The following is a 21,099-nucleotide window of genomic DNA, read 5'->3' as shown; positions in this document are numbered from 1 at the left end:
TGAGGAGTTTTGTCATGAGAAAGTCGCTTTTGCTCGCTGCGGCGCTGCTGCCTGCGGCGGTCGCCACCCCGCTTGCAGCGCAGGAAGCGCCGCCACCGACCGAGGCGGTGCCACCAGCCGCGCCCAGCGTGTTCGATGGCGATTGGCTGACCGTAGGGGTCGGGGCAATGTACACCCCATCCTATACCGGCTCGGATGATTACGAGCTGTCGCCCTTTCCGCTGGTGCAGGGCAATCTCGGCGGTATCGGCATCGCCCCGCGCCCGGCAGGCGTAGCGCTCGATTTCATTCCCGACACGCGCGGCGAGACCGCCTTCGCGCTGGGCCCGACGGCCCGGCTCAATCGCAACCGCGCCAGCCGGATCAAGGATCCGGTGGTCGAGGCGCTCGGCGAACTCGACACCGCGATCGAGGTCGGCGCCGCCACCGGCGTGTCGTTCCCCGCGCTGCTCAACCCTTACGATTCGCTGTCGTTCAATCTCGATGCGGTGTGGGACATTGCCGGCGCACATGACGGTATGAGCCTTTCGCCTTCGATCAGCTATTTCACCCCGCTCAGCCGGGGGATGGCTGCCTCGCTCTCGCTCAGCGCGACGCGGATCGATGGCGATCAGGCGGATTATTATTATTCGGTCAGCCCGGCGCAGGCGCTGACCAGCGGGCTGCCTGGCTTTGCCGCCGATGGGGGGTGGGAAAGCGCCGGGGCCAACCTGTTCGTCGGCGTGGACCTTGACGGTGACATCACCAATGGCGGCCTCTCGCTCGCGTTGCTGGGCGGCTACTCGCGGATGCTGGGCGACGCCAAGCGTTCGCCGCTGACTTCGGTGCGCGGTTCGGCCGATCAGTGGATCGCCGGCGCGGGGCTGGGCTACACCTTCTAAGCCCTCTTCCCTCGCTTCCCCGCCGCTGCGATAGAGCGGCAAACAGGGAGAGCGATGATGGGGAAGGTCTGGGTGAGCCTGGCAGCGACGTTGCTGGCCGGGACGGCGTCGGCGGCTGCCGCACAAGCGGCGCCGGCGGCCAGCGAGCGTATCGCGGTCCTGGCGGGGTCGGTCATCACCTCGGCCGATGCCGCGCCGGCGGGCACCTCGGTTATCGTGGTCGAGGATGGCCGCATCGCCAGCATCACGCCGGGCCGCGATGCGCCCGCCGGGGCGCGGGTGATCGACCTTGGCACGCGGACGGTGCTGCCCGGCCTGATCGACCTCCACACCCATCTCACCGGCGATCCGGGCGGCGAATTCTGGCGCGAGGCGGTCGAGCCTGACGAGTGGGGCGTGGTGGTCGGCGCGAAGAATGCGCGGCTGACGGCGCGCGCCGGCTTTACCACGGTGCGCGAGGCGGGGAGCGCGCAGCATACCGCCTTCGTGCTGCGGCGCGGCACGGCCGAGGGTATCCTCGCCGGGCCGCGCATCGTCGCCGCCGGGCCAGCGCTGGCGATTGTCGGCGGTCACGGCGATGTCAGTGGGTTTCGCCCGGCGATCAACGAAATCCTCTCGTCCGGTTATACCTGCACCGGCGCGGTCGAATGCGCCGAGCGGGTGCGACGGGCGAGCCAGAACGGGGCTGACGTGATCAAGATCACCGCCACCGGCGGCGTCCTCAGCCAGCAGGGTCGCGGGCTGGAAGCGCATTTCTCGAACGAGGAGATGCGCGCGATTGCCGACACGGCGCATTCGCTCGGCCTCAAGGTGATGGCCCATGCCCATGGCGCGCGCGGGGTGGAGGCGGCGGCGCGTGCCGGGATCGACACGATCGAACACGGCACCTTCCTCGATGATCAGGCGCTGGCGGTAATGCGCGAGCGCGGCACGGTGCTGGTGCCGACGCTGATGGCCTTTCGCGGGATCAGCGAAAGGCTGGGGCGCGGCGTCTACACCCCGACGGTCGAAACCAAGGTGCGCGCGGTGGCCGAGACTGCCCGCACCTTCATGGGCCGCGCGCGCCGGGCCGGGGTGCGGATCGCGTTCGGCACCGATGCCGGCGTGTTCGAACATGGCCGCAACGGGCAGGAATTCGGCCTGATGATGGAGCAGGGCATGACCAGCCGCGAGGCGCTGGCCAGCGCCACCACGGTCGCGGCCGAAGTGCTCGGCATGGGCAGCGAGATCGGCCGGCTCGCGCCCGGCTTCTCGGCCGATATCATCGCGGTCGAGGGCAATCCGCTCGAGAATGCGCGGGTGCTCGAACGGGTCGAGTGGACGATGGTGCGCGGGCGCGTCATCGACTGATTTGGTCGATGCCCCTTGGCGGTTGGCCGAGCGGGCGCTGGACGCGCGCGCCACGCGGCGCACAGCGGCAACAGATATATCAGGGGGACGATCCTTATGCCTGCCATCCGCCAATTGCTCTGCGCCGCCGCGCTGCTGCCGCTGGCCGCCTGCGCCACCATCCCGGCCGAGCCGGTCGCCGCGCCCGCTGCGCCGCCGCTTGCCAGCACCTCCCCTGCCGAAACCCCGCACGACCGGCTGTTCCGCCTGTTCGCCGAGACCGACGAAGCGGACCTCGCCAACAATCCGATCAGCGCGCTGTTTCGCGGCGATATGCGCTATGCCGACCGGATCGGCGAATTTCTGACCCCGCAGCATACCGCCACCGAACGTGCCAATGCCGAACGCGCGCTGGCAACGCTGGCCAGCATCGACCGCGCCGCGCTCAGCCCGACCGACCAGCTGGCCTACGACACTTTCAAGCACGACCAGCGCGAACAGCTGGGCGACAATGCGCCCGAGGTGCTGGCGCTCACCGAAACGCGGCCGATGAACCATTTCTTCGGCTTCCACACCTTCTACCCGACGCTCGCCAGCGGCCGCAGCGCGGCGCCGTTCAAGGACTGGGCGGACTATCAGAACAACCTCAGCCGCCACGCCGACTACGCCCGCCTGATCGACCGCAGCATCGGCAAGTTCCGCGAAGGGCTGGCGAGCGGTGTGCTCGAAACCCGGTTGACGATCACCAATATGATCCAGCAGCTCGACACCCAGCTCGCCCAGCCGATCGAGCAGTCGCCCTATTGGGGGCCGACGACGATGTTCCCGGCCGACTTCACCGACGCGCAGAAGAACGAGGCGACGGCGGCGCTGCGCCGCTCGCTCGAGACCGAAGTCTATCCCGCCAACCGCCGGCTGCGCGATTTCCTGCGCGACGAATATCTGCCTCGTGCCCGCACCAGCGTGGGCCTGGCGCAGATGCAGGGCGGGGCCGCGCTGTATAACCGGCTGATCGAAACCAACACCACCCTGCCGCTGACCGCCGATTACCTGCACGAGTTGGGCCTGTCCGAAGTCGCCCGCATTCGCGGCGAGATGGAAGCCGTCCAGCGCGAGGTCGGCTTTACCGGCACCCTGCCGCAATTCTTCGACTTCATCCGCACCGACCCGCAATTCAAGACCGCCAGCCGCGAGGCGCTGACCGAACGCTATTACGCGGTCGGCCGCGCGGTCGATGCTCAGATCCCGCGCTTCTTCAGCGAGACCCCGAGAACGGGCCTCGAAATCCGTCCGTACGAGCCGTTCCGCGAGCGATTCGAGGCGGGCGGCTCGTATATGAGCGGCACCCCCGATGGTTCGCGCCCGGGGATCTTCTACTTCAACGCCTACGACCTTCCGAGCCGGACGACGCCGGGGATCACCACGCTCTACCTTCACGAAGGCGCGCCGGGGCATCACTTCCAGATCAGCCTGGCGCAGGAGAACGAGGCGCTGCCCAACTTCATGCGCTTTGGCGGCAACACCGCCTATGTCGAGGGTTGGGCGCTGTATGCGGAAACGCTCGGCTATCCGATGGGCCTGTTTGCCGACCCCTATCAGCGGCAGGGCACGCTCGATGACGAGATGCTGCGGGCGATGCGGCTGGTGGTCGATACCGGAATCCACGCCAAGGGGTGGAGCCGCGAGCAGGCGATTGACTATATGCTCGCCAATTCGGGCATGGGCCGGACCGACGCCACCGCCGAGGTCGAGCGCTATATCGCCATCCCCGGCCAGGCGCTGGCCTACAAGGTCGGCGCGCTGACCATCCAGCGGCTGCGCAAGAAGGCCGAGGATGCGCTGGGCGAGCGGTTCGACATCCGCGCTTTCCACCAGCAGGTGCTGGGCACCGGCGCGCTGCCGCTGCCCGTGCTGGAGGCGAAGATCGACCACTGGCTGATGACCAGCCGCGCCGGCGGCTGACCCAGCCGGCAAGGCTGGATACAGCTTGGCGCGGGCAGGTAGCGCGTTCATAATCCGCCCGTCCCGCGCCGCTGGCGCACCTTTTTGCCGGACCAAACCCCATGCTGCGACCTTTCCTTGCCTGCTCGCTTCTTGCCCTGGCCACGCCGCTCGCTGCCCAGACGGCTGCACCTGCTGCCGGCCCGGCGCCCATCCGCACCCAGCCCGTGCCGACGCCCGAACCGCTCGCCCGCGCCGATTTCGTTGCCCGGCTGGACGAGGAATTCGCCCGGATGGACAGCAATCACGACGACGTGCTGACCCTTGCCGAGGTCGAGGCCGCCCAGCGCGCCGGCGCCCAGTCCGAGGCGCTGCGCCAGAACCAGGCGGTGTTCGCCCGGCTCGACCGCGACCGTGACGGCAAGCTCAGCCCGCAGGAATTCGCCGCTCTGGCCAACCCCGACGCCCTGCCGAGCACCGCCGCGGCGCTGATCCAGCGGCTCGACGGCAATCGCGATGGGCGCGTCACCAAGGTCGAACACCGCGCCGCCACCCAGGCCAATTACGACCGCATGGATGCCGACCGCGACGGGGTGCTGACCGCCGCCGAAATCCTCGCCGCCAACCGCGCCGCCGCCCAGCCCGCCCCGGCGACCCCGCGCTGAGCCGTGATGAGCGGGCAGAACATGGGCTGGAAGCTGGCCGAGGACGACCGCAACGCCCTGCTCGGCCGGTTCCCGCCCCGCTATGACGCGGTGGTCGCCCACCACGTCACCTATGGCGAGGTCGACAGCGCGGACGAATTGCCTGGCCACACCAGCGGCCGGGTCGTCGGCCATGCCGATGACGGCGAAGGCGTCGAAACCCTCGTCGTCGAACTGGGCGGCAGCACCGAGCGGCCGACCGGCGGCACCTACCACATCACCTGGTCGCTCGGCGACGGGCGCGCGCCGGTCGAGAGCAACGATGTCATCGCCGCTTGCGGCTGGGACGAATTCGCCGACGGCCCCGCCTTCACGCTGAAGCCGCCGACCCGGCTCTAGCCGGCATCGCCCCGCACCGACCCAGCCAGCCCGTCCGTTGATCCGCCAATCGCGCCACGGAGGAGAGCCGCAAGCCATGCCGCCCCCTGACCCGTATCCCCCGCCGCCACCCGCGCTTGCCAACGAAGCCGAGCTCGCCATCGCCAGCACGCTCGCCGCGCTGCTCGCCGCGCGCCCCACCGGCAGCGTGTGCCCGTCCGAGGTCGCCCGCGCGCTGTGCCCCGCGACCCCCGCCGAACCGCGCGGCGCCGAACGCTGGCGCAGAATGATGCCGGTGATCCACCGCGTGGTCGCCGCCGCTTGCGCGGCCGGCACGCTCACCACCAGCTGGCAAGGCGCGCCGCGCGTACCCGATGCCGGCCCCTATCGCATTCACCCCGTCAGCAAGGAGAACTGACCGATGGCCCATGCCCCGCGAGAAAGACGAGAACCATCCCGACCAGAAGGATGCCACGCGCGGCCGGATCGAGGCGCTGATGAAGGACATGGACATCGCCATGTTCGCCACTCACAGCGACGATGGCACCATCGCCTCGCGCCCGATGTCGAACAACCGCGAGGTCGAATATAGCGGCACCAGCTTGTACTTCACGCTGGAGGACAAGCGCGTCGCCCGCGGCATCGCCGCCAACAGCCAGGTCACGCTCAATTCCAGGCCGACAGCCAGTGGCTCTCGGTGCAGGGCGAGGCGGTGCTGATCGACGCCCGCGTGGCGTTCGAAGAACACTATGTCAGCGACCTCGACCAATGGTTCGAAGACGGGATCGATTGCCCCGGGCCGGTGCTGATCGAAGTGCGCGCGGTGCGGGCAACGGCGTGGGGCGCGGTCTCGGGCGAGGTGATTTACGCCTGAGGCGGAGCGCAGTGCCGCCGCCTTCCGGGTGACAAAGGCGACACCTGTGTCACCCGCCGCTCCGCACGTTAAAGCAGCCGCACCGATGGCCCGCGCCGTGCGGGATCGCCCGGGTGCCGGGCGACAGCAGGCGCGGCGGCCTGCGTCGGATCGGCGAGATAATAGGCCGGCGCTGCGCCTGCGGGTGGGGGCGAGGGCGCGGGCGGCACGGCCGACGCTGCGCTGACCGGCGCGCCCGGAGCGGGCGGCTGCTCGCTGTCCTCGCTGGCCGGCGGAACGATCCCCTCGGCGCGCAGGGCCGCCATCGCCGCGTCGGGATCGTAGAGCGCGTCGCACTGGTCATCATACTCGTCGTCATGTCCGGGATCGTCATGGTCGTGATGATCGGCCTGGGCATCGTCGCCCGGTTCGCACACCTCCCCACCGGGTTGGGTGGGTTCGCCCGGAACGCTGTCCTCATCGGCGCTGTCTTCCACATCGTAGCGTTCGGCAGCGATCGCGGCGGCGCTGTCCCAGTCTTCCGCGCCATCGGCGACCAGTTGCACCATCGCGGCAAAGTCGTCGCACGGGACATCCACCTCGCCGACCATCCGCCAGCCCTGCCGGGGCGAGAGGTCGGCGCGCATGGCGAGCAGGCCCAGCGTCAGCCGCTCGTCGAACCGGCGATGCGTGCCGACCAGCTCGCCGGCATGGTAATGCGGCACCTCGACCCCGTGGATCGCGCGCTCCATCGCGGCATGGGCGAGCGCGTCGAAGGAACAGGCAAAGGCCGCGTCCCACGCCGCATCGAACGGCTCCCCGGCGAGCCGCGCGCGCAGCTTGTAGGCCGATTGCCGGCTCATCCCCGCCGCCCGCGCGGCGCGGGTGACGCTCTGCGTGGCGGCGAGTTCACGCAAGAACTGCGCCTGCCGCCGCGCGGTCCAGCCATCATGGCGGGTATCGTCATGGGCCAGAGGTTGGAGGGCGCCGGCAACCTCGGGCGAGGCACCAGCAGGGCGAGCGGCAAAGTCTGCCGGATCAGGATGAATGCTCATCCGCCAGGGTAGGGCACAGAATGGGGGCTGTAGGACAGATTTTTGGCGGTGGGGGCGCTTGGAGGTATGCCGATGACATGGAACCCGCCACCATTCCCCCTGTGACCATCCTGGTCGATGCCGACGCCTGCCCGGTGAAGGACGAAATCTACCGCGTGGCCGAGCGCCACGGCGCGCACGTTCGCGTGGTCAGCAACCAGGTGTTCCGCGTGCCGGTGAGCGAGCGGGTGAAGCGGGTGGTGGTGTCCGATGCCTTCGACGCGGCGGACGACTGGATCGCGGCGCACGCCGGGCCGAGGACGCTGGTGGTGACCGGCGACATCCTCCTCGCTGACCGCGCGCTGAAAGCCGGCGCGACCGTGCTGGCCCACACCGGCAAACCCTTCGACGCCGCCAGCATCGGCAGCGCCGTGGCCACCCGCGCGATCATGGCCGACCTGCGCGCCGGGATGGACGGGCCATTGGGCGGCAGCGGCGGCGGCCCGCCCCCGTTCCGCAAGGAAGACCGCTCGCGGTTTCTGCAGGCGCTGGACCGGGAGTTGGTGCGGTTGGGGCGGTAGTTGAGGAGCGCGTGGGGTGGGCTCAACTTCGAGCGACCCGATTTCCGCCGATCCCTAACTTCGGGGAAATTCAAAATTAAGTTGCTGTCCAGCCGCCACCTTGGCGAGCAAGCCTTTCGTGTAAGCCGAGCGGAAAATTCTGTAGGCCGCTGTGCCTCGCTGACTATCGACAAACTTGTCGATCTCGTTCTTCACATCTTCGTAGTGGCTGAGCGCTTGCTGGGCATCAAAGATGTCACCACCAGATGCTTCCGTTTTGAGGGACAACATATAAAGGATGTGGAAGACACCTTCGATGATCCAAGCCTCATCGTATCTCTTTCTTAGGCCGCCGGACATCTGCTTAATCATTCGTTGCCGATCATCTTCGACGGTTTTGTATATCCGCCAAATCGCAAGAACGTTCTCGGCAGAAAGGACGTGCTCGTTGAAAACCCACTCGTAATATTCGCCAAAAATCTTGTTTGAGGCCGTCTTCGCCCTGTCGGGTTCCCGCAGCACATATGCGAGGATGACCTGCCCAAGTTTGACTGCATCAATCCGCTTATCGGTCGCCTCGCCAATGTGCTGGTCGTTCTTTCGTTCGTAGAAGTACCCTATCGGCCTGAGGGCGTTTTCAAGCTGCACCTGTACCTTATCGTTTGACCTGATGTCGCGACTGCGAATGGGGGTTTGGCTGTTGGTGGCTTCCGCGACTCGCATTGTAAGTGATTGATCAGTGGTCTCGATGATTCGAACCAAGATTCGTACATCTGCGATGCGCAAAATATCTGACCTGCCGGCTTCAAAAAGTGCGTGGGAGGTCTGTCCTCCATTTACAATCTGAGGGTTAATCATATGGGCCTTCGGCGAAGCGGACTTCGGCTGGTACTCCAGTCCTTGACAAACAATTGTCACGCCATTGTTCAAATACCAAAATTCCAGATTATTCTTACTTAGAGCCGTTGTTAGAATTTTCCTATTTACTTCGTTTTCTTCGCCAAGGTACAGGCGAATGTTTTCTTCGAACAACGTCGGGTCGACTTCGCTCGGATATTCGGGCTCCCGGATTAGATCTACCAGATCGGACGCTCGCACGGTGGCGATGAGGCCCTGTGCAAACCCATCAGTCCGGCCAAAAAGTTGGTTCTCAACGATTGGTAGTGCGAGCCTTCGGTCGTCACGAGACGCGCGCGAGATCGCGTTCGAAAACCACATTAGGTCGTGTTCACTCACCTGTGCATGCAAGTAAGGCCGAAGACCTTCTCGGAAGCGCTCAGAATGTTGCTCGGTCAATTTGGAAGCATTGGAACACAAATGAATGTGAATGCTATAAACCGACTCCTCAAGTGCCGACCAAATTGCCTGAACTTTTAGCCATAGCAATGGGTTGCAGTTTCCTTCCATCGTCGAATCTTGCCTAAAGCAATCATCCAAAAACGTGGAAATCTTGTCAACTTCATTGGAAGGAAAATTATTTTGCGTTTTTTTGAAGTCCGAAACATGTTTAAATTGAAATAGGTGAATACGCCGAGCTTCGGGTCGACTATCAATGTATACCGCATCGATGCCTCGGTCGTCGGGACCGTCCATAAGCGTCGCCGAAATTTCAGCGTCATCGATTTTGAGAATCTTTGAAAGTGCGAAGTAACTGAATGCAATTGAGTCGTCTGGCAGGTCTAGTGAGTTTCGAAACTCCCCAATGGCACTTTTTACCTGACTCCAATCCAGCAAGGTGGCGCGGGCTTCAGCCAAAGCAAATTCCTTTTCAAATTTGTTGTCCTAAGCCGGCTAGGAAACGACGTAAATCTGGCCGCTGCCTTCCGGGGGCATGTCAATCGTGCTCGCGGTCGCCCTGCCCGATGTATAGCTCCCGCCCACCCTCGTTGTAGACCCGGCTCATCTCCGCCATCCCGGCCTCAGCCTCCTCGGCCGCCACGAAGGTTTCCGCCCCCCCATTCTGCTTCGCAGCAAAATCGCGCACTTCCTGCGTGATCTTCATCGAACAGAACTTGGGCCCGCACATCGAGCAGAAATGCGCGGTTTTGGCGCCTTCCGCGGGGAGGGTCTGGTCGTGGTATTGCTCGGCGGTGTCGGGGTCGAGGCTGAGGTTGAACTGGTCGCGCCAGCGGAATTCGAAGCGGGCGCGGCTTAGGGCGTCGTCGCGGACCTTGGCGGCCGGGTGGCCCTTGGCGAGGTCGGCGGCGTGGGCGGCGAGCTTGTAGGTGACCACGCCGACCTTCACGTCGTCGCGGTCGGGCAGGCCGAGATGTTCCTTGGGCGTGACGTAGCAGAGCATCGCCGTGCCGTACCACCCGATCTGTGCGGCGCCGATGCCGCTGGTGATGTGGTCGTAGCCGGGCGCGATATCGGTGACGAGCGGGCCGAGGGTGTAGAACGGCGCCTCGCCGCAGGCGGCAAGCTGCTTGTCCATGTTCTCCTTGATCTTGTGCATCGGCACGTGGCCGGGGCCTTCGATCATCACCTGCACGTCCTCGGCCCAGGCGCGCTTGGTCAGTTCGCCCAGCGTGTAGAGCTCGGCGAACTGCGCTTCGTCGTTCGCGTCGGCGATACTGCCGGGGCGCAGGCCGTCGCCCAGCGAATAGGCGATGTCGTAGGCCTTCATGATCTCGGTGATCTCGTCGAAGCGTTCGTAGAGGAAGCTTTCCTTGTGATGCGCGAGGCACCATTTCGCCATGATCGAGCCGCCGCGGCTGACGATGCCGGTGACGCGCTTGGCGGTCATCGGGATATAGGGCAGGCGGACGCCGGCGTGGATGGTGAAGTAGTCGACGCCCTGTTCGGCCTGTTCGATCAGCGTGTCGCGGAAGATCTCCCACGTCAGTTCCTCGGCAATGCCGCCGACTTTTTCGAGCGCCTGATAGATCGGCACGGTGCCGATGGGGACGGGGCTGTTCCTGAGGATCCATTCGCGGGTGTCGTGGATGTTGCGCCCTGTGGAAAGGTCCATCACCGTGTCCGCGCCCCAGCGGATCGACCAGACCATCTTGTCGACCTCGGAGGCGACATCGCTGGCGACGGCGGAATTGCCGATATTGGCGTTGATCTTGACCAGGAAATTGCGGCCGATCGCCATCGGCTCGCTTTCCGGGTGGTTGATGTTTGATGGGATGATCGCCCGCCCGCGCGCCACCTCGTCACGGACCCATTCGCCGGTGACGTAATCGGGGATCGCCGCGCCCCAGTCCTGCCCGTCACGCACCAGGCCCCGGACCATCTCGCGCCCGAGATTTTCGCGGGTGGCGACATATTCCATTTCCGGCGTGACGATGCCGCGGCGGGCGTAATGCATCTGGCTGACATTGGCGCCCGCCTTGGCCCGCAGCACATTGCGGCGGACATTGGGGAACGGGCGCACGCCGCCGCTGCGGTCGGGGCCGAGCTGGCCATTATCTTCCGGCCGCACCGCGCGCTGGGTGACCTCCTCGACATCGCCGCGCCCCACGATCCATTCGCGGCGCAATTCGGGCAACCCGCGCTCGATATCGATGGTGGCGGCGGGGTCGGTATAGGGGCCGGAGGTGTCGTACAGCCGCACCGGCGCCTCGCCGCTGGAAGGCTCCAGCATCACCTCGCGCATCGCCACGCGCACTGCTGGATTATTGGGTGACCCGACATGGATCTTGCGGCTGCCCCGGATCGGGCCGGTGGTGACGACAGGCAGTTCGGTGCGGGCGGGAATATCGGCCATGGCTCATGCTCTCCGACGGGGTGGAAGAGCGGGCAGCGGTATCCTGGCGGCGACCGGCGACCCTCCCTCCGCCCGTGCTAACGGGTTCAGGTTCGACGGGTCGTGGGGTGCGAAACCCACCTCTCAGCCCAGTTCAAACGGCGCAGGCTCCCCGGGGATGGCCAATACATACAGGGCAATCGCTTGCGAGCCAACACCCCGCATCGCGCGCAGCGCGGCTTTCGCAAGGGCCAGCCGGAGAGGAACGCTGCATGGCCCAATCAATGGAAGTACCGATATGGGAAAGTCAAGCGCGCCCGCCTCTTGCCAGCCTTTGAGATAGCGCCCAGAGAGAGGCGATGATGCTCCGGCTTGCCTTGCTGCCTGTGGTGATGGTGCTGGCCGGATGCCAGCAATCTCCTGGTGCGCCCACGGGGCCGTTGCCTGGCGATGCCAGCGAGACGCGGCCCTATGACGGGATCAGCGAGAACGAGACGTTTCATTTTGTCGGCACAGAACCGTTCTGGGGCGGCGAGGTCGAGGGCACGGTGCTGCGCTGGTCCACCCCGGAAAATCAGGACGGCACACCCGTTACCGTGCGCCGCTTTGCCGGGCGCGGCGGGCTGTCGTGGGATGGCCAGCTTGACGGGGCGGCGCTGTCGCTGGTGGCGACGCCGGGCAGATGCAGTGACGGGATGAGCGATCGCACCTATCCCTTCGTCGTCACCGTCCGGCTGGGCGAGCAGACGCTGAATGGCTGCGGCTGGACCGAGGCGAGGATGTGGACCGACGATGGGCAGGCACAAGCGCACGGCGCCCAGAATGCTTCGGCAACGCCGGCTGCCTTGGTGGCGGCGGACCTGGTCCGCGCCGAATGGGCCAAGGCGGAGAACCGCAAACGCTGCGCGGCGCTGGCTTTCGCCGATGATGGCGGGGCGGGCGGCACCGCGCGGCGGGCCAATTTCAGCGGCGGCTGGGCGGTCGCCTTCGATACCGCCGGCACGCGCAGTGCCTATGGCGTGGCTGGCCCGGGCCTGATCCCGGCCGACGAGGCGGACGCGGCCAGCCAGCGCCGCCGGCTTGACGATCAATGGGTGCTGATGCGCGACCTGCCTGCCTTGCCGCAGCCGGCCTTTGCCGGTTACGGGGTCGAGGGGGCGGATGGCTACCCCCCGGAGAACCGCAGCGGTGAAGGGCTGAACTCGCTGGCCTATGTGCGGGTCGGCGGGCAGGCCTGCACCTACAATGTCTGGAGCCGGCTCGGCCGCGCGCATCTCGAACATCTGCTCGACAATCTGCGGATGGTCCCTTCGTGAGCGCGCCTGCGCCGCCGCCGGGCGATTGGCACAAGGCGGCCTTTGCCGCCTGTGCGCTGGGCGCGCAGGCCAATGCAGTCATCTGGCTGCGTCTCTCGATGCTGGCCTGGGGCGGACCCGGCGCCCGGCGCGAGGCGCAGCGCATGGTGGGCGAAAAGCTCGAAGCGAACTGGGCGCTCGCGGTTGCGCTGGCGACTGGCGGGCTGGGCACCGACCCGGCCGCCGCGACCGAAAAGGCGATCGAACATTACGCCGCGATCGTGCGCGCCAATCATCGGCGGCTGAGCGGCCCACCGGCCCGGCGGCGTCCGCGCCGGACCGGCTGAGCGCCTGCTAGTAGAGCCCGGGCAGTTCGCGCTCGGCGGTGGAGCCCTGGTCGCCTTCGTTGCGCAGCGCCTCGCGTGCCGGACGCGCGGCCTGCACGGTAATCTCGCCCGACGAGGAGGTCATCGGTGTGCAGGCGCGGCCGCCGAGGAAGTCCAGCGCGGCCTTGATCGAAGCTTCGCGCGGATCGCCCAACTGATAGCGGATGTCATCGCTCGCCTGGCAGGTGCGCGGGACGACCGGCGCCAGCCCGTTGAAATATTCGCCCTGACGATTGGCGTTCTCGGTCTTGAAGGCCACCACCCGCAGGCGCAGATCGCAGGCCGTCAAATCGCGGGGGCTCTGGCCCACCGGCTTGCCGTAGGTATTGGTCCCGACCAGCGCCATGTTGGTGCCGAGATAGGGGATAAAGGCATTGGTAAGCAGCTCGCTGGCCGACGCCGATGCCCTGGTGCCGATAAAGGCAATTTTGGTCGCCGTGATCGCTTCGGGCTGCGCGGCGAAGGTATGGCTGTCGTTCTGGCTCGATTTGCTGTCGCGATACGTGGTGTAGCTGAAGATCTTGCCGACATAGGCCGCGCCCATCAGATCGCCGAACAGGTCGGCCGTGCGCACCAGGCCGCCGCCATTATATCTGAGGTCGATGATCAGTTCGGTTACCCCTTGCGCCTTGAAGGTCGCAAAGGCCGTCCGAAGGTCGGCATCGGCCGTATCAATGAAGGTGCGCAGATTGATGTAGCCGACTTTCTTGCCGCCATCGTCGATGATCCGCGCGCCATACCGGTCCGACACCGGGTCGAGCGAGAAGTTGGTCTTGGTAACTGTCACCGTGCGCTCCACCCCGTCGGCCGTGCGGAACTGCAGCACGCGCGTTACGCCGGGATCGGACGGGCCGAGCGCGTTGACCACCGCCTGCGTGCCGCCGCTGGCCATCAGGCTGCTGACGGTTTGCAGATTGGCGGGGCTGGTGCCGATCGCGATCAGTTCGCTGCCGCGGTCGATCCCGGCGGCCAGCGCCGGCGCATTTTCGTACGCCTCGGTCACGAACACGCGGTTCTGCGTGGTGTCATAGGCGAGGCGCACCCCGAACCCGGCGGTGCTGCCAGAATTGTAATAGGCATTTTCTTCCGCGATCGACGTGGCATAGGTAAAATAGCGGTCCTTGCCTTCGGCCCGGGCCCGCGCCGTCAGCGCATCGATATAGGACTGCAGCGTGGTGTAATTCGCCTTGTTCACCGTCGTATCGAGCAGCGTCGGGAACAGATACCATTCCTGCATCTGCGATAGCACCCAGTCCTGCTGGGCCGAGAGCGAACACTGGCTGGTGCTGGGCGCGGGCGTGGGCGTGCCGCTGATCGGCGGGGCGCTGCCGCCACTGCCGCCGCCGCCGCAGGCGACCAGAGACAGCGAAAGGGCGATGCTGACGAGCGCGCGACCGCGGATTCTCATGCTGACGACTCCCGGAAAAACCAAGCGCACAGCGCGGGCGCTGCGAAAGACGGGCAGAATGCACCCCAGCCGTGCTGTCCGCAAGATGAACGCCCGTGCGGGTGACTGCACTTTTCGCCGCGGGCGTGGCACTTGTGCACAGCCTATTGCGCGCGAGGTGAAATTCTACTCTCGCAGCGTGCGTACCCTGCGCCTAAAGGTGCGGGCCAAGGGAGAGAGACGCAGCAATGCTCGAACACGTACCCGCCTGGTTGGGCAAGGCGCTGATCAATGTGCGCGCGGGCCATGGCCGTCTGGCAATCGTCAAACTTGGCGGCGAAGGGCTGATCGGCAAGGATGGTTTCGACCTTACCAGCCCGGCCTTCGCCAATGGCGAGGAGCTCGACCCCAGCTTCACCGCTGACGAGGAAGATGCCGTTGCCCCGCCGCTCGAATGGACCGCGCCGCCAGCCGGCACGCAGGAGCTGGTGCTGATCGTCGAGGATGCCGATGCTCCGGGCGCCGAGCCGTTCTGTCACTGGCTGGTCTGGGGTCTCGCTCCGCAGCGCGGTAAGCTGCTCGAAGGCGAAACCCCGCCCAAGGTCGGCAAGAACGCTTTCCGCAATTCCGAATGGCTGCTGCCCGATCCGCCCACCGGGCATGGCAACCATGATTACGTGTTCCAGCTGTTCGCGCTCGACAGCGCGATCCCGCTGGCGCCCGGTGCCACGCGGGCCGACCTGATGGCGGCGATGGACGGGCATGTCATCGGCGCGGCGATCCTTACCGGCACCTATGCCCGCCGCGAAGATGATGACGAGGATGGCGACTGGGACGACGATGCCGAGGAAAATGCGGATTAATCCGTCGTGGCGCTTGCCGCCCGGCGCAGATTGGTGATGTTTAGCCTGTGAACAGAAAGGATTCTCGAAATGGCTGAGAAGAAGAATAACGCGCTGCAGAAGCCGGTTACCGTCTCGGGTGACCTCGAGGGCGTGATCGGCAAGGGCCCGATGACCCGCGCCCAGGTGACCGCCAAGGTGTGGGAATACATCAAGGCCAACAATCTGCAGGACAGCAAGGACAAGCGGATGATCAATCCCGACGCCAAGCTCGGCTCGGTCATCGGCAAGGATCAGATCTCGATGTTCAAGATGACAGCTGCGGTTTCCAAGCACCTCAGCTAAGCGGGCTTCGGCGGCGCAGCGGCCAGTCCGTCGCGCCGCCGACCCACAGGGCCAGCCACACCAGCAGCGGCTGCGCCACCATCCGGGGCAGGTGATAGGCCAGCCCCAGCCCGCCATCGGGGCGGGCCATGTCCAGCGCGAAATGCTGGATGTTTGCCGGAAATACGCCCACCGCATAGGCCGCCAGCCCGATCCCGGCTGCGCGTCGCAGCGCCGGCGCGAAAGGCTGGGCGAGCGCCGCGGCCCCTAGGATTTCCGCCACCCCGGTCCACCATACGACCGCCCCGGGCGCGGGAACCCAGCCGGGCATGATCGACAGGAACGGGTCCGGCCGCAGCAGGTGCAGCACACCGGCGACAAGGTAAAACAGCGCCAGGATCAGGCGGAGGATGCGGCGGGCCATGTCCGCGCGCTAGCCCAGCACACCGGCGCTGTCGAACGCGCGCTTGCCTTTGCCGCTGCTATCGGCTGGATAGGCGGCAATCGGAACAGGGGATGGCGAATGGCGCGCGCAAAATACTGGAATGCAGGATCGGGTCTGGTGCTGGCGGTCATCGGTCTCGCCATGGCCGCACCGGCAGCGGCGCAGCAGGCACCCGAAGCCGTCGCGGCCGAGGCGCTGCGCCGCGCGCCGGTGTGGGACGGGCACAATGACGTCCCCGGCCAATTGCGCGGCCGGCACGGCAATGTGCTCGCCGAGTTCGATTTCCGCGACACCACCGCCAGCGGCGCGACCCATCCGCAAGGCCGGGTGATGCAGACCGATCTGACCCGTCTGCGCCAGGGGCGCGTGGGGGCGCAGTTCTGGTCGGTCTATGTTCCCGCGACGCTGCCCGAACCGCAGGCGGTGCAGCAGACGATCGAGCAGATCGACGTCACCCGCCGGCTGATCGATCGCTACCCGGCCGATCTGGCGCTGGCGCTGACCAGCGATGATGTCGCCCGCGCCATGCGCGCCGGACGGATCGCCTCGCTGATAGGTATGGAAGGCGGCCATTCGATCGGCTCGAGCCTGGCGGTGCTGCGGCAGATGTATGCGCTCGGCGCGCGCTACATGACACTGACGCATACGAAGAATACGCCGTGGGCCGATAGCGGCACCGATGCGCCGAAAAATGGGGGGCTCAACGATTTCGGGCGTGACGTGATCCGCGAGATGAACCGGCTGGGGATGCTGGTCGATCTCAGCCATGTGTCCGAAGAGACGATGGCCGATGTGCTCGACAACACGCGCGCGCCGGTGATGTTCAGCCATTCGGGCGCCCGGGCGGTCAACAATCACGCGCGCAACGTGCCCGACAGTATCCTTGCGCGGATGAAGGATAATGGCGGGATCGTGATGGTGGTCGCTTTCCCGTCCTATACCAGCGAGGAACTGCGCCAGTGGACCGCCAACCGCGCCGGCGAGGAAGCGCGGCTCAACTCGCTGTGGCAGGGCCAGCCGGCCCGCGTGACGGAACTCATGGCCGCGTGGACTGCCGCCAACCCGGCACCGCTGGCCACGGTTGCGCAACTGGCCGATCATGTCGATCATGTCCGCCGCATCGCGGGCATCGACCATATCGGCATTGGCGGCGATTATGACGGCATGCCGACCGGGCCGGTGACGATGGAAGACGTATCGGGCTATCCCCGCCTGTTCGAGGAATTGGCACGGCGCGGCTATTCGCAGACCGATCTCGAAAAGATCGCCAGCGGCAACATGATGCGCGTGATGCGCGGGGCCGAAGCGGCGGGGCGGGCGATGGCCGGCACGCCGCCGTTCGAAAACCGGGTCGCCGCGTCCGACTGACCCGGCGATCTGCGACTAGCTGGCGGTGGCGCTGGGCGACGGCGTGGCGCGCGCTTCGCTCGTGAAGCTGTCGCCGGTGGTCGCCTGACCATCCTGCTTGGCACGCTCCTCGGCGATCTGGGTGCTGACGTTACCCGTGCCTTCGCCCTCATCGACCGAGGCGACGCCGCCAAAGAATACGGCGGCCATCGCCAGCATCGCCAGCAGCGTCCCGATCAGCAGCACCCAGCGGACAATCCCCGGCTTGCTGCCGGCGCTCGCATCGGTGCCGTCAACGACGACCTTTTCGCGCTGGTGCTGATGATTGTTCTGCATGATGAATGCCCCCGTCCGGTTCGTGTATGGATTGCAGCGTGCTACGGTTCGCCGCAATGATGGTTCCGCCAGCGGCGTCGGTCAATCGCGCAGCAATTCGTTGATGCCGGTCTTCTCCCGCGTGCGCGCATCGACCGTCTTGACGATCACCGCGCAGGCGAGCGCGGGGCCGGGCGTGCCGTCGGGCAGCGGTTTGCCGGGGAGGGCGCCGGGCACCACCACGCTATAAGGCGGGATATGGCCGGTGATGACTTCGCCGGTGTCGCGCACGACGATCTTGGTGGACTGGGTGATGAACACCCCCATCGCCACCACCGCGCCTTCGCCCACGATTACCCCTTCGACAATCTCGGAGCGCGCGCCGATGAAGCAATTATCGCCGATGATCGTCGGGTTGGCCTGCAAGGGTTCAAGCACCCCGCCGATCCCCGCACCGGCGGAGATGTGACAATTCGCGCCCACTTGCGCACAACTGCCGACCGAGGCCCAGGTGTCGATCATCGTCCCGTCGCCGACATGGGCGCCGATGTTGACGAAGCTCGGCATCAGCACCACGCCCCGCCCGATATGCGCGCCGCGCCGGACGATCGCGCCGGGCACCACGCGAAAACCGCCTTCAACGAACCGGCTTTCATCCCAGCCGGCGAATTTGGACGGCACCTTGTCATAGGCGGGCGCCCCCACCGCGCCTTCGATCACCGCATTGTCGCGTAGCCGGAACGAAAGCAGCACCGCCTTCTTGAGCCATTGGTTGACCTGCCAGCCGCCCGCGCAGTCGGGCTCCGCCACCCGCGCGGCGCCGCTGTCGAGCAGATCGAGCGCTGCTTCCACCGGCCCGCGCACATCCTCGCTCGCGGGCGAGATCGTGTCCCGGCGCTCCCACGCCTGTTCGATAGTGGCGGCGAGGTCCTCGGTCATGGCGCAATCTGGCTCCGTTTGCGGATAGTATTGCCGTGCGGGCTAGCCTCCGGCGACTTGTTCAGCAAATGCTTATCACCGCGCGTTATGACACGGGCCCTCGCAGATTGAGGATCGGGCATGATGGGGATGGGTTCGCGGGGCAAATTGGGGGCGATCAGTGCGCTGGCGCTGCTGTCGGCCTGCGGTGGTGGCGGCTCAGGCGCGCCGCCGGTCAGTACCCCGCCGCCTGTGCCCACACCCACCCCCACTCCGACGCCGACGCCTACGCCTACGCCCACGCCCACGCCCACGCCGCCGCCGACCGGAGGGTTTGCCACTGAGGAGGTCAACCGCTCCGACGGGCCGCTGTTTCACAATGCGCCGACCGCCTGGGCCGCCGGCGCAACCGGTGCCGGGATCAAGATCGGCATCATTGATAGCGGTATCGACCTTGCCAATCGCGAATTTGCCGGGCGCATCGATCCGGCATCGGCCGATGTGACGGGCGCCGGACGCAGCGCGCAGCAGATCGACGATCACGGCACCCATGTCGCGCTGATCGCGGCGGCCGCGCTCGACAATAATGGCATTGTCGGCATTGCCCACCGCGCCAACGTCATCGCGCTGAGGGCCGATACGCCGGGCACCTGCGCGGGGACCAGCGCCCCCGATGCCGACCTCGACTGCACCTTTGCCGACCGGGCCATCGCCGCGGGGATCGATCGCGCGGTCAGTGCCGGGGCGGCGGTGATCAATCTCAGCCTCGGCGGCGGGGCGATCGACCCGGTGCTCGTCACCGCGGTGCGCAACGCCGCCAATGCCGGTGCGGTGATCGTCGTCGCGGCGGGCAATGGCGGCGATGGCAGCGAGCCGGGGATCGACCCCAACCAGCCCGATCCGTTCGCCACCAGCATCCTTGCCGCAGGCGGCGCCAATGTGGTGATCGTCGGTTCGGTGCGCGAGGACCGCACCGCCTCGGACTTCAGCAACCGCGCGGGCAATGCCGCCAATTCCTACCTGATGGCGCTGGGGGAGCGGATCTGCTGCGTCTATCAGGGCAGCGAGATCCTGATCACAACCGAGGCGGACGGGCGCCGCTATGTCACGCTGTTTTCGGGCACCAGCTTCGCCGCGCCGCAAGTGTCGGGGGCGGCCGCGCTGCTGAAACAGGCCTTTCCCAATCTTACCGGCCGGCAGATCGTCGAGATCCTGCTCTCGAGTGCGCGCGATGCCGGGACGGCGGGGGTCGATACGGTCTATGGGCGGGGGATCATGGATATTGCCGCCGCCTTCCAGCCGCGCGGTGCGACGGTGCTGGCCGGCGGGACGGCGGTGGTGCCGCTGGGCGAAGCGATGGGCAGCGCATCGGGCCCGATGGGCGACGCGCTGACCCGCGCCTCGGCCGAGACGGTGCTGCTCGACCAGTATGACCGCGCCTATGCGGTGGACCTGGCGCGCGGGTTTCGCACGGCGCAGGGCACCCGGCGGTTACAGGGTGCGGTCGATGCCGGGGTGCGGCGCCTCTCGGGCGCGAGCGAGAGTTCGGCGGTGGCCTTCACGGTCGATGCGCGGCGGACCGCCGGCGTGTGGGCCGCGCCGCTGCGGCTGAGCCACGAGGAGGCGGAACGCGCCCGCGTGCTCGCCGGACGGCTGGCGCTGCGGCTGGGCCGCGATACGCAGCTCGGCCTCGCCTTTGCCGAAGGGGCTGACGGGCTGACCGCGCAATTGCAGGGCCAGCAGCGGCCCGCCTTCCTGATTGCGGGCAGCGCGGGCGGCGATGCCGGGGTGGCCTATCAGCCGGGCACAGCGGTCGCTTTGCGCCGCCAGATCGGGCCGTGGGGGGTGACGCTGGCGGCCGAACAGGGCCGCGCCTATACGCCCTCGCTCGGCGCGCATGACCTCATCGGCGACGGGCGTGCGCTTGCCACGCGGACCTTCTCGGCCGCCGCCGACCGGCGCTTCAGCGCGGTGGATACGCGGCTGGTGCTGAGCTGGATGCAGGAAGATGCCACCGTGCTCGGCGCGCGGTTCCACCGGGCGCTAGGGGCGGGCGGGGCGGACAGCCTGTTCCTCGATGCAGGGGCGGGATACGCCTTCGCCCCCGGCTGGCGGCTGGGCGCCGATCTGCGGCGGGGGCTGACCGCAGCGGCAGAGGGCGGCCAGATTGCCGCCGGCTCGCGCTTTGCCAGCAGCGGCTGGTCGGTTGACCTGACGCGCAGCGGTGCGCTGATGCGCGGCGACAGTGTCGGCCTGCGGCTCGCGCAGCCGCTCCGCGTGACGGGCGGTGGGCTCAAGCTGAACCTGCCGACGGGCTATGACTATGCCAGCGAGACTGCCCAATGGGGCACGCGCAGCGTGGCGCTGTCGCCCGAGGGGCGCGAGCTGATGGGCGAACTGGGCTGGCGCGGGCCGCTATGGTCGGGCGACGGCGCGGTCAGCCTGTTCTACCGCCGCGAACCGGGCCATCAGGCCGCCGCGCCCGACGATGCCGGACTGGTGCTGAAATGGAGCCGCGGCTTCTAGCCC

At 66.9% G+C, this 21,099-nt stretch carries 20 protein-coding genes, 1 pseudogene and 1 riboswitch; of the genes and pseudogenes, 14 read left to right on the top strand and 7 right to left on the bottom strand.

The features are described from left to right. Nucleotides 1–14 precede the first annotated feature (14 nt). The 7 genes and pseudogenes from ILT46_RS07610 (at nt 15) to ILT46_RS12400 (ending at nt 6,047) form a co-directional block, all read left to right on the top strand. A complete protein-coding gene (locus tag ILT46_RS07610; protein ID WP_199504032.1) occupies nt 15–881 on the top strand; it encodes a MipA/OmpV family protein in 867 nt (288 codons plus the stop codon). Between the two features lie 54 nt (nt 882–935). Beyond that, nucleotides 936–2,231, top strand: coding sequence for a metal-dependent hydrolase family protein (locus ILT46_RS07605; protein WP_370592380.1), 1,296 nt, complete (start codon nt 936–938; stop codon nt 2,229–2,231). Nucleotides 2,232–2,327: 96 nt separating this feature from the next. Continuing rightward, a complete protein-coding gene (locus ILT46_RS07600) occupies nt 2,328–4,172 on the top strand; it encodes a DUF885 domain-containing protein (RefSeq protein ID WP_199504031.1) in 1,845 nt (614 codons plus the stop codon). Nucleotides 4,173–4,273: 101 nt separating this feature from the next. Beyond that, nucleotides 4,274–4,816: an EF-hand domain-containing protein gene (locus ILT46_RS07595; protein ID WP_199504030.1), complete on the top strand. Its 543-nt coding sequence runs from the start codon at nt 4,274–4,276 to the stop codon at nt 4,814–4,816. Between the two features lie 6 nt (nt 4,817–4,822). Then, nucleotides 4,823–5,194: a hypothetical protein gene (locus ILT46_RS07590; protein WP_233397091.1), complete on the top strand. Its 372-nt coding sequence runs from the start codon at nt 4,823–4,825 to the stop codon at nt 5,192–5,194. A gap of 76 nt (nt 5,195–5,270) precedes the next feature. Beyond that, on the top strand, nt 5,271–5,591 hold the full coding sequence (locus ILT46_RS07585; RefSeq protein WP_199504029.1) for a DUF3253 domain-containing protein: 321 nt from the start codon (nt 5,271–5,273) through the stop codon (nt 5,589–5,591). After that, nucleotides 5,548–6,047 (top strand): annotated as a pseudogene (locus ILT46_RS12400) (pyridoxamine 5'-phosphate oxidase family protein). Before ILT46_RS07585 ends, ILT46_RS12400 begins: the two are co-directional and overlap by 44 nt. A 68-nt stretch (nt 6,048–6,115) precedes the next feature. Here the strand turns inward: ILT46_RS12400 and ILT46_RS07570 are convergent. Further along, complete coding sequence (locus tag ILT46_RS07570) at nt 6,116–7,081, bottom strand: hypothetical protein (RefSeq protein WP_199504026.1); 966 nt, start codon at nt 7,079–7,081, stop codon at nt 6,116–6,118. A gap of 77 nt (nt 7,082–7,158) precedes the next feature. On the opposite strand from ILT46_RS07570, the gene ILT46_RS07565 reads away from it, so the two are divergent. Beyond that, complete coding sequence (locus tag ILT46_RS07565; protein WP_199504025.1) at nt 7,159–7,641, top strand: YaiI/YqxD family protein; 483 nt, start codon at nt 7,159–7,161, stop codon at nt 7,639–7,641. 54 nt (nt 7,642–7,695) lie between these two features. On the opposite strand, the gene ILT46_RS07560 is transcribed toward ILT46_RS07565, so the two are convergent. Together ILT46_RS07560 and thiC are read right to left on the bottom strand one after the other, a co-directional pair. Next, nucleotides 7,696–9,375, bottom strand: coding sequence for an AIPR family protein (locus tag ILT46_RS07560; RefSeq protein ID WP_199504024.1), 1,680 nt, complete (start codon nt 9,373–9,375; stop codon nt 7,696–7,698). Nucleotides 9,376–9,454: 79 nt separating this feature from the next. Next, nucleotides 9,455–11,332, bottom strand: a complete 1,878-nt coding sequence (thiC, locus tag ILT46_RS07555) for a phosphomethylpyrimidine synthase ThiC (protein ID WP_199504023.1) — start codon at nt 11,330–11,332, stop codon at nt 9,455–9,457. Nucleotides 11,333–11,378: 46 nt separating this feature from the next. After that, nucleotides 11,379–11,496, bottom strand: a riboswitch (TPP riboswitch). 174 nt (nt 11,497–11,670) lie between these two features. Between thiC and ILT46_RS07550 the strand changes: the two genes are divergently transcribed. Next, entirely contained in the window at nt 11,671–12,627 is a 957-nt protein-coding gene (locus tag ILT46_RS07550) for a COG3650 family protein (protein ID WP_199504022.1), read from the top strand. After that, nucleotides 12,624–12,953 (top strand): hypothetical protein, encoded by a 330-nt coding sequence (locus ILT46_RS07545; RefSeq protein ID WP_370592379.1) that lies wholly within the window; start codon nt 12,624–12,626, stop codon nt 12,951–12,953. The genes ILT46_RS07550 and ILT46_RS07545 overlap by 4 nt, the downstream gene beginning before the upstream one ends. A 7-nt stretch (nt 12,954–12,960) precedes the next feature. On the opposite strand, the gene ILT46_RS07540 is transcribed toward ILT46_RS07545, so the two are convergent. Beyond that, nucleotides 12,961–14,400, bottom strand: coding sequence for a S41 family peptidase (locus tag ILT46_RS07540; protein WP_199504021.1), 1,440 nt, complete (start codon nt 14,398–14,400; stop codon nt 12,961–12,963). Nucleotides 14,401–14,627: 227 nt separating this feature from the next. Here ILT46_RS07540 and ILT46_RS07535 point away from each other — a divergent pair, with 227 nt between their 5' ends. Together ILT46_RS07535 and ILT46_RS07530 are read left to right on the top strand one after the other, a co-directional pair. Continuing rightward, the gene (locus ILT46_RS07535) at nt 14,628–15,242 is read left to right on the top strand and encodes a YbhB/YbcL family Raf kinase inhibitor-like protein (RefSeq protein ID WP_199504020.1); all 615 of its coding nucleotides are present in this window, start codon (nt 14,628–14,630) and stop codon (nt 15,240–15,242) included. Between the two features lie 69 nt (nt 15,243–15,311). After that, complete coding sequence (locus ILT46_RS07530) at nt 15,312–15,566, top strand: SWIB/MDM2 domain-containing protein (RefSeq protein WP_199504019.1); 255 nt, start codon at nt 15,312–15,314, stop codon at nt 15,564–15,566. On the opposite strand, the gene ILT46_RS07525 is transcribed toward ILT46_RS07530, so the two are convergent. After that, complete coding sequence (locus tag ILT46_RS07525) at nt 15,559–15,969, bottom strand: DoxX family protein (RefSeq protein WP_199504018.1); 411 nt, start codon at nt 15,967–15,969, stop codon at nt 15,559–15,561. The two genes, ILT46_RS07530 and ILT46_RS07525, sit on opposite strands and share 8 nt — an antisense overlap. A 99-nt stretch (nt 15,970–16,068) precedes the next feature. On the opposite strand from ILT46_RS07525, the gene ILT46_RS07520 reads away from it, so the two are divergent. Further along, nucleotides 16,069–17,358, top strand: coding sequence for a dipeptidase (locus tag ILT46_RS07520; RefSeq protein ID WP_199504017.1), 1,290 nt, complete (start codon nt 16,069–16,071; stop codon nt 17,356–17,358). 15 nt (nt 17,359–17,373) lie between these two features. Here the strand turns inward: ILT46_RS07520 and ILT46_RS07515 are convergent, their stop codons facing one another. Together ILT46_RS07515 and dapD are read right to left on the bottom strand one after the other, a co-directional pair. After that, nucleotides 17,374–17,673: a hypothetical protein gene (locus tag ILT46_RS07515; protein ID WP_199504016.1), complete on the bottom strand. Its 300-nt coding sequence runs from the start codon at nt 17,671–17,673 to the stop codon at nt 17,374–17,376. Between the two features lie 81 nt (nt 17,674–17,754). Next, on the bottom strand, nt 17,755–18,591 hold the full coding sequence (gene dapD / locus ILT46_RS07510) for a 2,3,4,5-tetrahydropyridine-2,6-dicarboxylate N-succinyltransferase (RefSeq protein WP_199504015.1): 837 nt from the start codon (nt 18,589–18,591) through the stop codon (nt 17,755–17,757). A gap of 120 nt (nt 18,592–18,711) precedes the next feature. Between dapD and ILT46_RS07505 the strand changes: the two genes are divergently transcribed. Beyond that, nucleotides 18,712–21,096, top strand: a complete 2,385-nt coding sequence (locus ILT46_RS07505) for a S8 family peptidase (RefSeq protein ID WP_199504014.1) — start codon at nt 18,712–18,714, stop codon at nt 21,094–21,096. Nucleotides 21,097–21,099 lie beyond the last annotated feature (3 nt).

Origin of the sequence: Qipengyuania sp. YIM B01966, assembly GCF_016461955.1 — a bacterium.
Classification (GTDB): Bacteria; Pseudomonadota; Alphaproteobacteria; order Sphingomonadales; family Sphingomonadaceae; genus QFOP01.
This window is presented reverse-complemented; position numbering and strand designations above follow the sequence as displayed.